17 protein-coding genes are annotated in these 14,157 nt (G+C 59.7%); 9 read left to right on the top strand and 8 right to left on the bottom strand.

Features of this window, described 5'->3' with window-relative positions:
- Nucleotides 1-105: 105 nt before the first annotated feature.
- From ACN0SC_RS09420 to ACN0SC_RS09395, 6 genes are all read left to right on the top strand, one after another.
- Entirely contained in the window at nucleotides 106-666 is a 561-nt protein-coding gene (locus tag ACN0SC_RS09420) for a F0F1 ATP synthase subunit delta (protein WP_417249419.1), read from the top strand.
- Nucleotides 667-2,205: a F0F1 ATP synthase subunit alpha gene (atpA, locus tag ACN0SC_RS09415; protein ID WP_417249418.1), complete on the top strand. Its 1,539-nt coding sequence runs from the start codon at nucleotides 667-669 to the stop codon at nucleotides 2,203-2,205.
- A gap of 18 nt (nucleotides 2,206-2,223) precedes the next feature.
- Nucleotides 2,224-3,108 (top strand): F0F1 ATP synthase subunit gamma, encoded by an 885-nt coding sequence (locus ACN0SC_RS09410; RefSeq protein ID WP_417249417.1) that lies wholly within the window; start codon nucleotides 2,224-2,226, stop codon nucleotides 3,106-3,108.
- Nucleotides 3,109-3,126: 18 nt separating this feature from the next.
- Entirely contained in the window at nucleotides 3,127-4,551 is a 1,425-nt protein-coding gene (gene atpD, locus ACN0SC_RS09405) for a F0F1 ATP synthase subunit beta (protein ID WP_417249416.1), read from the top strand.
- A 26-nt stretch (nucleotides 4,552-4,577) separates the two neighbouring features.
- Nucleotides 4,578-4,988, top strand: a complete 411-nt coding sequence (locus ACN0SC_RS09400; protein ID WP_417249415.1) for a F0F1 ATP synthase subunit epsilon — start codon at nucleotides 4,578-4,580, stop codon at nucleotides 4,986-4,988.
- Between the two features lie 175 nt (nucleotides 4,989-5,163).
- On the top strand, nucleotides 5,164-5,517 hold the full coding sequence (locus tag ACN0SC_RS09395; protein WP_417249414.1) for an H-type lectin domain-containing protein: 354 nt from the start codon (nucleotides 5,164-5,166) through the stop codon (nucleotides 5,515-5,517).
- 93 nt (nucleotides 5,518-5,610) lie between these two features.
- On the opposite strand, the gene ACN0SC_RS09390 is transcribed toward ACN0SC_RS09395, so the two are convergent.
- Nucleotides 5,611-6,630, bottom strand: coding sequence for a ribose-phosphate pyrophosphokinase (locus ACN0SC_RS09390; RefSeq protein ID WP_417249413.1), 1,020 nt, complete (start codon nucleotides 6,628-6,630; stop codon nucleotides 5,611-5,613).
- 111 nt (nucleotides 6,631-6,741) lie between these two features.
- Between ACN0SC_RS09390 and ACN0SC_RS09385 the strand changes: the two genes are divergently transcribed.
- Nucleotides 6,742-7,341, top strand: a complete 600-nt coding sequence (locus tag ACN0SC_RS09385) for a 2-hydroxychromene-2-carboxylate isomerase (RefSeq protein ID WP_417249412.1) — start codon at nucleotides 6,742-6,744, stop codon at nucleotides 7,339-7,341.
- 4 nt (nucleotides 7,342-7,345) lie between these two features.
- Here ACN0SC_RS09385 and ACN0SC_RS09380 read toward each other — a convergent pair whose 3' ends face one another.
- The 7 genes from ACN0SC_RS09380 to ACN0SC_RS09350 all read right to left on the bottom strand — a co-directional run bounded on the left by ACN0SC_RS09380 (nucleotide 7,346) and on the right by ACN0SC_RS09350 (nucleotide 12,789).
- Nucleotides 7,346-8,374, bottom strand: a complete 1,029-nt coding sequence (locus tag ACN0SC_RS09380) for a threonine aldolase family protein (RefSeq protein ID WP_417249411.1) — start codon at nucleotides 8,372-8,374, stop codon at nucleotides 7,346-7,348.
- 11 nt (nucleotides 8,375-8,385) lie between these two features.
- A complete protein-coding gene (locus ACN0SC_RS09375; protein ID WP_417249410.1) occupies nucleotides 8,386-8,835 on the bottom strand; it encodes a YcgN family cysteine cluster protein in 450 nt (149 codons plus the stop codon).
- Nucleotides 8,832-9,758: a bifunctional riboflavin kinase/FAD synthetase gene (locus tag ACN0SC_RS09370; protein WP_417249409.1), complete on the bottom strand. Its 927-nt coding sequence runs from the start codon at nucleotides 9,756-9,758 to the stop codon at nucleotides 8,832-8,834. The genes ACN0SC_RS09375 and ACN0SC_RS09370 overlap by 4 nt, the downstream gene beginning before the upstream one ends.
- Nucleotides 9,759-9,787: 29 nt before the next feature.
- Entirely contained in the window at nucleotides 9,788-10,231 is a 444-nt protein-coding gene (locus ACN0SC_RS09365; protein ID WP_417249408.1) for a MaoC family dehydratase, read from the bottom strand.
- 128 nt (nucleotides 10,232-10,359) lie between these two features.
- Nucleotides 10,360-11,238, bottom strand: coding sequence for a TIGR01459 family HAD-type hydrolase (locus ACN0SC_RS09360; protein ID WP_417249407.1), 879 nt, complete (start codon nucleotides 11,236-11,238; stop codon nucleotides 10,360-10,362).
- A gap of 69 nt (nucleotides 11,239-11,307) precedes the next feature.
- Nucleotides 11,308-11,778 (bottom strand): GNAT family N-acetyltransferase, encoded by a 471-nt coding sequence (locus ACN0SC_RS09355; protein WP_417249406.1) that lies wholly within the window; start codon nucleotides 11,776-11,778, stop codon nucleotides 11,308-11,310.
- 90 nt (nucleotides 11,779-11,868) lie between these two features.
- A complete protein-coding gene (locus ACN0SC_RS09350) occupies nucleotides 11,869-12,789 on the bottom strand; it encodes a manganese-dependent inorganic pyrophosphatase (protein ID WP_417249405.1) in 921 nt (306 codons plus the stop codon).
- A 141-nt stretch (nucleotides 12,790-12,930) separates the two neighbouring features.
- On the opposite strand from ACN0SC_RS09350, the gene ACN0SC_RS09345 reads away from it, so the two are divergent.
- The gene (locus tag ACN0SC_RS09345; RefSeq protein WP_417249404.1) at nucleotides 12,931-13,626 is read left to right on the top strand and encodes a DUF2161 domain-containing phosphodiesterase; all 696 of its coding nucleotides are present in this window, start codon (nucleotides 12,931-12,933) and stop codon (nucleotides 13,624-13,626) included.
- Nucleotides 13,627-13,863: 237 nt separating this feature from the next.
- Nucleotides 13,864-14,151 (top strand): co-chaperone GroES, encoded by a 288-nt coding sequence (groES, locus tag ACN0SC_RS09340; protein ID WP_417249403.1) that lies wholly within the window; start codon nucleotides 13,864-13,866, stop codon nucleotides 14,149-14,151.
- The last annotated feature ends 6 nt before the right edge of the window (nucleotides 14,152-14,157 follow it).

The following is a 14,157-nucleotide window of genomic DNA, read 5'->3' as shown; positions in this document are numbered from 1 at the left end:
TACGCATGACGCGTGGGCGGTTTTAGCTGCCCGAACTTTGCCCGCCTGTGCACGCCAAAATGCACACGGGGGAGGTAACGGCCCCAAGACAGCGGAAGGGTGGACGTGTCCGAACCAGCTTCGATCTCCCGCGGTATCGCCGCACGCTACGCAACGGCCATGTTTGATCTGGCCAGTGAAGGTAAATCCGTCAAGGCGTTGGAGGGCGATGTTGCGACCCTCAAGGGCGCTCTTGATGACAGTGCGGATTTCCGTGACTTCGTGTCCTCGCCGGTTCTGACCCGCGATGATCTCGAAGGCGGCATAAGCGCATTTGCCAAGAAAGCGAAATTGTCGACGATCACGGCCAACACGCTGGCCCTGATGGCGCAGAAACGCCGCCTGTTCGTCCTGCCGCAGCTTGTGGCTTCTCTCGAAGAGATGCTGGCCGAGGCGCGTGGTGAGGTGACGGCGGATGTCGTGTCTGCAAAGGCACTGACCAAGACGCAGACCGACAAGCTCGCCAAGACGCTTAAGGCGCAGTTCGGCAAAGACGTGAATATCAATGCGACCGTGGATGAAAGCCTCATCGGCGGTCTTGTCGTTAAAGTGGGTTCGAAGATGATCGACACGTCGATCGCCGCCAAACTCAACTCCCTCCAGAATGCAATGAAAGAGGTCGGATAAATGGGTATCCAAGCTGCAGAGATTTCTGCGATCCTGAAGGACCAGATCAAGAATTTCGGCAAGGATGCCGAAGTGGCCGAGGTCGGTCGCGTGCTTTCCGTCGGTGACGGTATTGCCCGCGTCTATGGTCTCGACAACGTTCAGGCCGGTGAGATGGTCGAATTCCCCGGTGGTATCCGCGGGATGGCTCTCAACCTCGAAGCCGACAACGTCGGTGTGGTTATCTTCGGTTCCGACCGCGACATTAAAGAAGGCGACACCGTCAAGCGTACGAACTCCATCGTGGACGTTCCCGCTGGCGAAGGTCTTCTGGGTCGTGTTGTGGACGGTCTGGGCAACCCGCTCGACGGCAAGGGTGAGATCAAAGGTTCCGAGCGCCGCATCGCGGACGTGAAAGCTCCGGGCATTATCCCCCGTAAATCCGTTCACGAGCCGATGGCAACGGGCCTCAAATCCGTTGACGCGATGATCCCGATCGGCCGTGGCCAGCGTGAGCTGATCATTGGCGACCGTCAGACGGGTAAGACCGCTGTGGCGCTCGACGCGATCCTCAACCAGAAGTCCTACAATGACGCCGCCGGCGACGACGAAGGCAAGAAACTCTACTGTATCTACGTTGCAATTGGTCAGAAACGTTCCACCGTTGCTCAGCTTGTGAAAAAGCTGGAAGAAACCGGTGCGATTGAATACTCCATCGTTGTGGCCGCAACCGCATCCGACCCCGCTCCGATGCAGTATCTCGCGCCCTATACCGCAACTGCGATGGCCGAATACTTCCGCGACAACGGCAAGCACGCTCTGATCATCTACGATGACCTGTCCAAACAGGCCGTGTCCTATCGTCAGATGTCCCTGCTTCTGCGCCGTCCGCCGGGACGTGAAGCCTATCCTGGTGACGTGTTCTACCTCCACTCGCGCCTGCTTGAGCGTTCTGCGAAGCTGAACGAAGATCATGGCGGCGGTTCGCTGACGGCTCTGCCGATCATTGAAACGCAGGGTGGTGACGTGTCCGCCTTTATTCCGACCAACGTGATCTCGATCACCGACGGTCAGATCTTCCTCGAAACCGAGCTGTTCTATCAGGGTATCCGCCCCGCTGTGAACACGGGTCTGTCCGTGTCCCGCGTTGGCTCCTCGGCTCAAACCAAGGCGATGTCCTCCGTGGCTGGTCCGGTGAAACTGTCGCTCGCTCAGTATCGCGAGATGGCAGCCTTCGCACAGTTCGGCTCCGACCTCGACGCCTCCACCCAGCGTTTGCTGAACCGTGGCGCGCGCCTCACCGAGCTGATGAAACAGCCGCAGTACTCGCCGCTGACCAACGCCGAGATCGTCTGCATCATCTTCGCGGGCACCAACGGCTACCTCGATGACATTCCTGTCAGCGAAGTTGGCGCATACGAGCAGAAACTCCTCGAGTTCCTGCGCGGTCAGAAGAAAGACATCCTCGAGTGGATCACTACTGAAGACCCGAAAATCAAAGGCGAGCCTGCCGATAAGCTCAAAGCGGTTCTGGACGAATTCGCCAAAACCTACGCTTAGTCCTGAAGGAAAGCTTTAATGCCCAACCTCAAGGATCTCAAAAACCGGATCGCGAGCGTGAAATCCACGCGCAAGATCACGAAGGCCATGCAAATGGTCGCGGCCGCAAAACTGCGCCGCGCCCAGGATGCGGCTGAGGCGTCGCGCCCCTATACAGAACGGTTCAATGCCGTTCTGGGTGCGCTGTCGGCTTCGGTTGGTGGCTCCGAAAGCGCGCCCCGGCTTCTCGCCGGGACGGGCAAGGACGATGTGCATCTGCTCGTCGTCATGACGTCGGAAAAAGGCCTGTGCGGTGGTTTCAACACCAACATTGTGAAACTCGCACGCACACGCATTGCCGAACTCAAAGCCGCGGGCAAAGAGGTGAAAATCCTTACCGTTGGCAAGAAAGGCCGTGAGCAACTCAAGCGTGAGTACGGCGACCTTTCGATCGGCCATGTTGATCTCTCCGAGGTCAAGAACGTCGGCTATGCGAATGCGCAGGAAATCGCCAAGGACATCCTCTCCCGTTTCGACGGGGGTGAGTTCGATGTGGCGACCATCTTCTACGCGAAGTTCGTCAACGTCGTCAGCCAGATCCCGACGGCCCAGCAGATCATCCCCGCCGCCTACGAGACGGATGCGGATGAGAGCAAGGACGGCGCGGCCACGCTCTACGACTACGAGCCCTCCGAGGAAGGCATTCTCGCCGACCTCCTGCCGCGCGGCGTTGCCACGCAGATCTTCTCGGCTCTTCTGGAAAACGGCGCCTCCGAGCAGGGTGCGCGGATGTCCGCAATGGACAACGCAACCCGCAACGCAGGCGAAATGATTGACAAACTGACCATCGAGTTCAACCGCTCGCGTCAGGCCGTCATCACCAACGAGCTTATCGAAATCATCTCGGGCGCCGAAGCGCTCTAAGAACCGGAGTAACGAAACATGGCAAAAGCTACTGGCAAAATCACGCAGGTGATTGGCGCCGTTGTCGACGTTCAGTTCGACGGCGACCTTCCCGCCATTCTCAACGCCCTTGAAACCGACAACAACGGCAACCGCCTGATCCTCGAGGTTGCACAGCACCTCGGCGAGAACACGGTCCGCACCATCGCTATGGACGCGACCGAAGGTCTCGTTCGCGGTCAAGCAGTGTCCGACACTGGTGGCCCGATCTCCGTGCCCGTCGGCAACGCGACGCTGGGTCGTATCCTGAACGTCGTCGGTGAGCCCGTCGATGAAAAAGGCCCTGTGAACGCAGAAGAAACCCGCGCGATCCACCAACCCGCTCCCGCGTTCGAAGAGCAGTCCACTGCCTCCGAAATCCTCGTCACGGGTATCAAGGTGATCGACCTTCTCGCACCCTACTCCAAAGGTGGTAAAATTGGCCTCTTCGGCGGTGCTGGTGTGGGTAAAACGGTTCTTATCATGGAACTCATCAACAACATCGCAAAGGTGCACTCGGGCTACTCCGTGTTCGCCGGTGTTGGTGAGCGGACCCGTGAAGGGAACGACCTTTACCACGAGATGATCGAATCCAACGTCATCAAGCCCGACAACCTCGAAGAGTCCCAAGTGGCTCTGGTCTACGGCCAGATGAACGAGCCTCCGGGAGCCCGTGCACGTGTTGCTCTGACCGGTCTGACGCTGGCTGAGCAGTTCCGTGACCAGTCCGGTACAGACGTTCTGTTCTTCGTGGACAACATCTTCCGCTTCACGCAAGCTGGTTCCGAGGTGTCCGCACTTCTCGGCCGTATCCCCTCCGCTGTGGGCTACCAGCCGACGCTGGCCACCGACATGGGTGCAATGCAGGAGCGTATTACCTCCACAAAGAACGGCTCGATCACCTCGATCCAAGCTGTTTACGTGCCTGCGGATGACCTTACCGACCCCGCACCTGCAACGACCTTTGCTCACTTGGACGCGACAACGGTTCTTAACCGTGCGATCTCCGAGCTCGGCATCTACCCCGCTGTGGACCCGCTCGACTCCAACTCGCGTATCCTTGATCCGCAAATCGTTGGCGAAGAGCACTACAACGTGGCCCGTGACGTCCAAGGTATTCTCCAGCGCTACAAATCGCTGCAGGACATCATCGCTATTCTCGGCATGGACGAGCTGTCCGAGGAAGACAAACTTACCGTGGCTCGCGCCCGTAAGATCCAGCGTTTCCTCTCGCAGCCCTTCGACGTTGCGAAAGTCTTCACCGGCTCCGACGGTGTGCAGGTTCCGCTCGAAGAAACGATCAAGTCGTTCAAAGCCGTTGTGGCTGGCGAATACGATCACCTTCCCGAAGCGGCCTTCTACATGGTTGGCGGCATCGACGAAGTGCTCGCAAAAGCCGAGAAACTGGCCGCTGAAGCCGCCTAAGCCGCAACCCCTCAAGGAGGCCTTTCATGGCTGATACGATCCACTTCGATCTCGTCTCTCCCGAACGGAAACTTGCGTCCGTTTCGGCCCAAGAGGTGCGGATCCCTGGTGCCGAGGGTGATCTCACCGCGATGGCGGGCCATGAGCCCACCATCCTGACCATCCGTCCCGGTGTTCTCACCGTGAAGGGTGACAGCGGTGAGGAAGACTTCATCGTCGTCGGCGGTTTCGCCGAGATCGCTGCGAGCAACGTTTCGGTTCTTGCCGAAATGGCCCTGCCGCGCGGCGAGATGAGTCAGGAGGTCGTCACCGACCTCATCGCCCAAGCGACCAAATCGCATGAAGAGGCGCATCCCGACGAGCATCACGTGACCGAGAAATTCCTTTCGGACCTCGTGCATGTAGTCGAGGACATGGGGTTCCACGCGAACCTCTGATCTGACTGCCCTTTGGGGTGGAATGACAGCTTCGACATTTGAAAGGCCCCGCAGGAAACTGTGGGGCCTTTTGCCTTTGGGGACCAAGCGATGCATCGGAGTGGCGCCAATTCACTCTTTCCATCCGCCACGGATTCGGGGCATTCTTTCGGGTAAGGGGATACGGGCAGAACACATGAAGCGCATTAATACTCACCAGTTGGGGATCGAGCAGGGCTCAATCCTTTTGTTTTCCGATTTTCAGGATGGCGGTGCGATGTGGACGGGCACTGGTCCGCGCGAAATGCGGCGCGTTGTTGAGTTTGGTGAGTCTTTCGCTGCCGTGCCCGCTGTTCACGTTAGCCTCTCCATGCTCGACATTGATCAGGCCACCAATCACCGCGTGGATATTTCTGCGGAATTGGTCACAAACGACGACTTTGTCATCGTCTTCCGCACATGGGGCGACACCCGCGTCGCACGTGTGCGCGCGGATTGGACTGCTATGGGGGCAGTCCGCCATGAGGATGATTGGGATCTTGAAGCCTAAGCTGCTTCGTCGGTCGCGGCTGTTAGCCTAACCCTCAAACGCAAACGAGCGCCCTCATGGGCGCCCGATGGTCGATGGGTTTGGTCGCGAGCTTCACTCAGTGCTGTAAAGCCCTTCGTAAAGCGGCACGAGCGTCCTGTTCTCGAACAGCGACGACACTGAGGTGCCGTTCCACGTGTTGATGATCGCCTGAGCAAAGAGCGGCGCCATAGGCACGATGCGGATATTGGGGCAGGCGCGAACCTCGTCGTTGGCCTCAATACTGTCGGTGATGACGAGCGACTTGAGCTTGGAATTGGTCACACGCTCGACAGCAGGGCCAGATAGGACGCCGTGTGAGATGTAGGCGTGAACCTCTGCAGCACCTTGATCAATCAGGTGTTCGGCGGCTTTGCACAGCGTGCCGGCGGTATCCACTAGGTCGTCTACGATGATACATTTCTTGCCACTGACGTCACCGATCACCGTCATTTCGGCCACTTCTCCCGCACGTTCGCGGCGCTTGTCCACGATGGAGAGGGGCGCGTCGATGCGCTTGGCCAGTTCACGAGCTCGCGCCACACCGCCAACGTCGGGAGACACGACCATGATGTCGTCGAGTTCCTCTTTGAAGTGATGCTTAATGTCGAGCGCGAATACCGGAGAGGCGTAGAGGTTGTCGACGGGAATGTCGAAGAAGCCCTGAATCTGCGTTGCGTGAAGGTCCATGGTCAGAACCCGCTCGATCCCTGCTTCCACCATCATATTGGCGACGAGCTTCGCCGAGATCGGCGTGCGTGCCTTCATGCGGCGATCCTGACGTGCGTAGCCGAAGTAGGGCACCACGGCGGTAATGCGACCCGCTGAGGAACGGCGCAGCGCGTCGGTGATGATCAGCAGTTCCATCAGGTTGTCGTTGGCGGGGTTCGAGGTCGGCTGGATCACGAACATGTCCTCGCCGCGTACATTCTCGTAAACTTCGACGAATATCTCTCCGTCGTTGAAGCGTTCGACACGGGCGTCGCACAACTCGACGGACATGCCTCGGTGCATCGACAGGCGACGCGCGATGTTGTTAGCGAGCAAGCGGTTTGCGTTGCCCGAAATAAGTTTGGGTTCGGCGGTGCTGGGCATTGTCCTGATCCCCGTGTGTGTAGGCCAATTGACGTCACAGAATCGTGACGTTGACACCGCTTACCACCCAGATACGGTCTTGCAAACACTCACGCGCGCAGGAGAGACCAAATGGCTCACATCGACTACTATTTCTCACCCCTTTCGGTCTTCACCTATTTCGCTGGGACGCAGTTGGAGGAGATAGCGGCCAAGCATGGCGCGACGATCCGCTACAAGCCCTTCGACATCATGGTGATGATGGACCGCCTTGGCGCGCCGCGACCCGCTGACCGTCCCGAAGGTCGCAAGGTTTACCGGATGCAGGAAATCCGTCGCATTGCCGCCGAGAAGGGGTTGACGATGAACCCGCAACCCGACCATTGGCCGACCAACGCGGCGCCTTCAGCCTATGCGATCATTGCGGCGCAGGAAGCGGGCGGTGGTGATGTCGGGGCACTGATCTATCGGATTTTCCGCGCGACATGGGAAGAGAACCGCGACATCGCCGATGACGCCGTGATCACCGAGGCGCTTACCGAGACTGGGTTTGATCCGATGCTCTCGATGACGGGGATGCTTAAGGGCGCCGAGGTCTACACCCGAAATACCGAAGAGGCACTTGCCGCGGGCGTTATCGGCGCGCCGTTCTATATCGTGACGGAGACCGACGAGCGGTTCTGGGGGCAGGACCGCCTCGATGCGCTCGATACCTATCTAGGCACGCTGTAGAGCGTCAGTCCAGCGCGGCGAGGAGCGCGTCTACCTCCGCCTCCGTGGTGGACCATGAGGCCACGAAACGTGCGAGCACGGGCGTCTGTGCCGAGGCGGTGGCGATGTCTTCCATCGGGTGATAGGCCGCGCCGCGCTCCCATGCGGTGATGTGGCGCGCAAGCGGCAGACGTGCGAAAATCATGTTGCCGTCCACGGGATAGGCCAGTTCTGCGCCGCGCTCGACTAGCCCTTCGGCCAGCCGCGCCGCCATCGCGTTGGCGTGGGCTCCGAGCCTGATCCACAGGTCATCTTTGAGCAGGGCGAGCATTTGTGCCGACACAAACCGCGCTTTCGACAGGTTCTGCCCGCCGCGCATCCGCTGGCTCTCGAAGGCCTCTTGTAGGGCAGGGTCGAAGAGCACAGCCGCCTCCGCGCCGAAAGCGCCGAATTTCGTTCCGCCCAGCGATAGCGCCGTGGCCTCGCGCGTCATCTCCCATGGGGATGCCCCGCAGGCGGCCAGTGCATTGGCCAGCCGCGCCCCGTCGATATGGAGCGGCAAGCGGGTGGCGCTTGCGATCTCTGATATCTGGGCGAGTGTGTAAAGGACGCCGTTCTCGGTGATATTGGTGATGGAAACGCAGGCGGGCGGCATGGCGTGGATGTCTTTGCGTGCGGCCTCGACGGTCACCGTTTGCGCAAGCTGTGCGGGGTCAATGCGTCCGTCTTGCGAGGGGAGGGGCTTGAGCTTTGCCCCGCCTGCAAAGAGCGTCACTGCTCCGCGTTCGTCTACCTCGATATGCGCATCCTCGTGGCAGTAGATCACGCCCCAAGGCGGGCTCATCGCAGCCAGAAGCATCGCATTCGTCGCCGTGCCCGAGGTCATGGGATAGACCAGCGCGTCGGGAGCCTGAAACAGCTCGCGTAGGCGCTCGGTCAGTTCCGCAGTGTATCGGTCTGCACCGTAGGCGGGGGCGTAGTCCTCATTGGCGCGTGTGAGTGCGGCCAGCACCTCGGGATGGGCGGCGGAGGTGTTGTCGGAGGCGAACTGCATCGGCGGGCCTTTCAGGTTGGTTCCTCGATAATGTGACCTTCCCAATCCTCTTCGTCCACCTCGAACTCGGGAACTGTTGCGCCACGCAACGATATGCCCGCCTCATGGGGGCTTTCGGGGTCGCCCGTCAGGAGCGGATGCCATTCAGGCAGCGTCTCACCCGCCCAAAGCCGCCGATAGGCGCAGGTTTGGGGCATCCAATAAGCATGTTTGTTGATGGTGGAAGGGCGCAGCACGATACATTCGGGCACGAGGCTCTTGCGAATGTCATACTGGCCGCAGCGGCAGGTGGCATCGTCTAGCAGGCGACAGGCCACGCGAGTCAGGTAAACTTCGCCCGTGTCGGCATCCTCGATCTTGTTCAGGCAGCACTTTCCGCAACCGTCACAGAGCGCTTCCCATTCCTCATCGTTCATCTGGTCGAGCGGTACCGTCTCCCAGAAACGCTTGCGCAGGGTCACGACAGATCTCCGAGGATTTGCCGTGCGGCATCGCAATCGGCGTGCATCTGCGTCACGAGTGCGTCGAGGTCGGAATAGGTCTCTTCTGGGCGCAGGTATTCGACGAAAGCAACCGATATACGGGTGTCGTATAGATCGCCGTCGAAATCAAAGATGAAGGTTTCCAGACAGGGCAGGTTCGCACCGAAGGTCGGTTTGACGCCTATGGAGGCCGCACCCTCGTAGCTGCCCTTGTGCGGGCCGTCGAGCACATCGACGAGAACCGCATAGACACCGAACTTCGGTGCATGAAGACCGTCGATGGAGATGTTGGCCGTGGGGAAGCCCAACTCGCGACCGCGTTTGTCGCCGTGGTTCACCTTGCCCTCGATACGGTGCCAGTGGCCGAGCATTTCGGCGGCCTGTGTTGGTTTGCCTTCGGCAAGCGCCACGCGGATCGCTGACGAGGAGGACACGCCCGCATCGGTTTCAAGCAGCGGAGCGATGGTCACGCCAAATCCCATCTCGCGACCAAAAGCTACGAGGTTATCGGCCGTGCCCGCGCGCGCTTTCCCGAAACAGAAATCCGCCCCTACAACCACGTGGCTGAGGCCGAGGCCATCCTTGATCACTTGCTGCGCGAATTCTTCGGGGCTCATCGCCATCATGGCCGCGTTGAAGGGCAGTTGGAAAAGGTGTTCGACGCCGAGTTTGGCAAGGCGGCTGGCCTTGGCGTCGGCGTTCATTAGGCGGAAGGGCGGCGCACCAGGGGCGAAGAATTCACGTGGATGCGGCTCGAAGGTCACGATGCCCAGAGGGCCGTGCTTGCGTGCGATGTCGATCACATGGCGATGGCCGCGATGCACGCCGTCAAAGTTGCCGATCGCTGCCGAGGTGCCTTTTGCGGTCTCGGGCAGGGTGGTCCAATGGGTGTGGATCTGCATAGGGCTCCCTCGCGGGATTGCCCCGCGCGTCAGTCGAATTTGGCGCTTGGCGCAAGCACAGTGGCTTCGCCTTTCAGCACCACGGTATCACCCACGGTGCAGCGACAATCAAGGGATACGCGGCGTTTTCCGTGCACGATGTCGGTCACAGTGACTTCAGCCAGTACCATGTCGCCAGGGCGGACGGGGGCCATGAATTTGAGCGACTGGCCGAGATAGATCGTGCCGTGCCCGGGCAATTGTTCTCCGATGACTGCGGAAATCAGCCCCGCGGTAAGCATCCCATGCGCGATGCGCCCCTCGAAAATTGTGTCCTGCGCATAGGCATCGTCGAGGTGAACGGGATTGCGATCGGTCGAGACTTCGGCGAACAATTCGATATCGCGATCGGTCACGACCTTACGCAGGGAGCGTGTCATGCCAATTTCGATATCTTCGATACAGATCGTTCCGCGCGGCAGATTATCCAACATGATCTCCGAATCCCTTGCCGATGTTGCGTTGCAGCATAGCGTGAAGTTAGGAGAGAAACAATATTGCGCGCAAGAAAATATTCCACTTAAGGGCTTTGGGGTAAACTTATTGCGCGGGCAGAGCTGCATCAGCGCAGGAAGGAAATTGCCGCCGTCGGTGCGAGGTTCTGCTCGCTCAGCCATGTCGAGAGGCGTGCGGGATCGGGGTTGGCAGGGTCATCGCCGAATTCTTTCGCGGCCAACCCACCTGTGATGAAGAGAGTGTCGAGGCCTTCGCCCAGACCGCCCATGACATCCGTTCCGATGCCATCCCCGATACAGATGATCGACTCGTCAGACACGCTGCCGAGCCTTGCCAGACGGCGGCGTGCGAGGTCGTAGATCGGCGGGTGAGGCTTGCCGAAATAGAGGCTCTCGCCGCCCATGTCCGTATAGAGTGCGGCGAGTGCGCCTGCACACCATTCGCGTGTCTCGCCACGGTCCACGACGATGTCGGGGTTGGCGCAGAGCAGTTTCATGCCCTTTTGTTTGGCATAGAGAAAGTCGGCGCGGTTGACGCTTGGATCGGCCATTGCATCGAATGGACCTGTGCAGACGATGCCTTCGGCCTCAGTCAGCGGGACGGGTGTGATCTCCATGGCCTCGTCGCCCACGAGATCCATCGGTGCGAAGAACACATCCCGCTCGTCAGGTGTGCCGATGTGATAAACTTTGGACCCGACCGCGCCGAGGAACATCGCCGCGCGGGCGCTGTCGCCGCTGGTCGCAATCGCGTCATAGGCGTCATCGGCCACGCCAAACCCTTTGAGCTGTTCGGCCACCGACCGCCACGGACGCGGCGAGTTTGTCACCAAAACCACCTTGCCTCCGCCCTTGCGGTAGGTTTGCAACGCGGCGGCCGCATCAGGGTAGGCGGTAACGCCATTATGCACGCAGCCCCAAAGGTCGACGAAAAGCGCATCGTAATTGGTGGAGATTTCCGAAAGGGACTGGATGAGTTTGGTCATGGCGGGCTCCTGATGGCGTGGGGTGCAGGCGTAGGACTAGGTAATGCTGTGGGTGGTGAAAGGAAAGGGTCAGCGCAGCGGGCGGGGCAGGGTGAGCGCGCCACTGGCCGCAATCTCCGCGCCTCCTGCTCGCAGATCGCCACGGTTCCCTTCGATCTCGTCGGGTAGGGAGGTGAAGCCGCAGCTTTCACAAAAAGCGGGGTTGCCGATGCTGATCAAGCGTCTTTGCGACAGGCGCGCCCATTCCGTGATCATGCCGACCAATCGGCGCCCATATCCGCGTCCCTGAACGTCGGGGAGAATTGCGACGGGGGCGAGGGCAAGCCAGCCTTTCGGGGTCTCAATCGTGGTCAGCGCCGCATAGCCGATCACTTCTCCCTGCATCGGCAAAACCATCTCCCCCGCAATCAGGCGGGATTTGCGTAGATCGTCCACCATCCGCCGCGCACGGTCGTTGCCATAGGCTGAGTCGAGCAACGCATCGACCGCCGCCTCTTCGCCGCGTTTCATCTCGCGCATGAATTCGGGTGTGTTGAGCATGGTCGCCTCGATTAGCGGCCTGAGCCGCGACATGAAAAAGGGGCGCGGCGAACCGCACCCCTTTGAACCGCATTCGAGCCTGTGTGGCAATCAGACCTTGAGGTTCGGGATGATCTGTTTCTTGCGCGACATAACGCCAGGCAGGACAACCGTGTCCCCGTCAACCGTTGCGTCGAAGCTCTTCTCAGCCACGCCTTTGATAAGGTCGTTGGGGATGAAGAGTGTGGCTTCTTCGTTCAGGATATCCACAACGAAGAGCAGAACCTCGTCCACCCCGTCCTCTTTGGCGACGTCGGCGAAGGAGGCCATGATGCTGTCCTTGCGGTCGAGAACGATCTTCGGCGCGGTGGTCTCCAGAACGGAGACGCGGAACTTGGTGTCGCCCACGGCGTATTCCTTGCTGTCCATGCGGATCAGCTCGGCGTCGGAGAAGGCGGAGATGTCGGATTTCGCTTCAAACATCTCGGACGCGTAGGCACCCAGATCAAGGTTCAGCTCGGCGGCCAGTTTCTCGGCCAGTGCCTTGTCGTGGTCGGTCGTGGTGGGCGAGCGGAATTCCAGCGTGTCGGAAAGGATGCACGACAGCACCAAACCTTTGACCCAGTCGGGCATCTTCTCAACCGCGTCGCCCATCAGGTCATACATGATGGTCGCCGTGCAGGCGAGCGGGCGGATGGTGATATCGATGGGGCCAGCGGTCTCAAGTCCGCCCACAAGTTTGTGGTGGTCGATGATCTCGGAAATGTCGAGGTCATTGACGTTGGCGGGAAGTTCGGCGGGATTGTTGGTGTCAACGATGACAACTTTCTGGCCCGCGTCAAACTCGGTGACGATGCGCGGTTTCGGGCAGGACCATTTCTCCAGCACGAAGGCGGCTTCGGTGTTGGGTTCGCCGAGGAAGACCGCTTCGGCCTTCTCGCCTTTGATCTCGTTGAGATACCATGCCCAGATGATGGGCGAGCCTGTGCTGTCGGTGTCGGGGGATTTGTGGCCGAATACGAGGGTGGTCATGTGGTGAGTCCCATAAATCAAACGTCAATTTCGCCCGCGTTATATGCGGTGCAGCATTGCTTGTCACCCTCCGCAGAGACGTGCCGCTATGCGCCTGCCGCAACCCTTTCGCGCCCCGTTCCTCCGCGCTAGTGTGGCGCTATGACAGCGATCCGCGAAACCGATCTGTATCTCCCTGTGAAGGCCCATTTCGAGGGGCTTGGTTATGAGGTGAAAGCGGAGGTACGTGATGCCGATGTGATGGCTGTAAAGCCTGATGCGCCGCCTGTGATTGTCGAACTCAAGAAGGGGTTTTCCCTCACGCTCCTGCAGCAGGGCGTCGCGCGTCAGGCTCTTACCGATCAGGTCTACCTCGCCGTACCGCGATGGAAGGGGAAGGCAGCGTGGCGGATGTTCAAAGGTAACATCGGCCTATGCAAGCGGCTCGGTCTTGGGGTGCTTTCGGTTGATCTCGGCAAGGGCACCGTTCAGGTCCATCACGACCCGCGTCCCTTTGTGCCACGTAAATCCGCACGCAAGGCCGCAAAGCTTCTGGCCGAATTCGAGGCGCGCGAAGGTGACCCCAATATCGGAGGCGTGAAGGCGGGCGGACGCGTGACCGCATACCGTCAGGGAGCGGAAAAGTGCCGCGCGTATTTGCGAGAGCACGGCCCGACCAAGGGCGCTGTTGTGGCGCGGGAGACGGGAGTTGTCCGTGCGACGACGATCATGCGCGACAACTATTATGGCTGGTTCGAGAAGGTGGATACAGGAATATATGCTGCCGTAGGCAGCGTGGCTGAGCACATCGATCCCACGCAGGCGGCCGCCTCCAGCGTCACGGCGGAGTCGGCCTAACTTTCTGCAGCACAAAAGTTTTTTGGTATCTGGGTGCAGCCATCGCCCAGAGCGAGATCGGGCCCGACCTTCGGCTCCGCGAATGACAAAAATTCTCGCCCCGCACCTGTTGACTCACTGTAGCACGTTCCCTAACTATGCCTCGTTATCACTCGATCTAGATGAGTGCTAACAACGCAATTTCCCCGTACCAACAGGGCGGGACAGAAACGAAACTTTGAGCAAGGAGCCTCGAAGATGGCATTTAAACCGCTGCACGACCGCGTACTGGTCGAACGTGTTGAGAGCGACGAAAAGACCTCTGGTGGTCTGATTATCCCTGACAGCGCAAAAGAAAAACCCGCCGAAGGCAAAATCGTTGCCGTAGGCGAAGGCGCCCGCAAAGACAGCGGCGAGCTGATCGCACCGTCCGTCAAAGAGGGCGATGTCGTGCTCTTCGGCAAGTGGTCCGGCACAGAAGTGACCGTGGACGGCAAAGAGCTGCTCATCATGAAAGAATCGGACATCCTCGGCATCATTTCCTGATCCCGA

The organism is Celeribacter sp., assembly GCF_048261515.1.
Lineage (GTDB): Bacteria > Pseudomonadota > Alphaproteobacteria > Rhodobacterales > Rhodobacteraceae > Celeribacter.
Note: the sequence above shows the minus strand (reverse complement) of the source record. Positions and strands in the feature narration are given on the sequence as shown.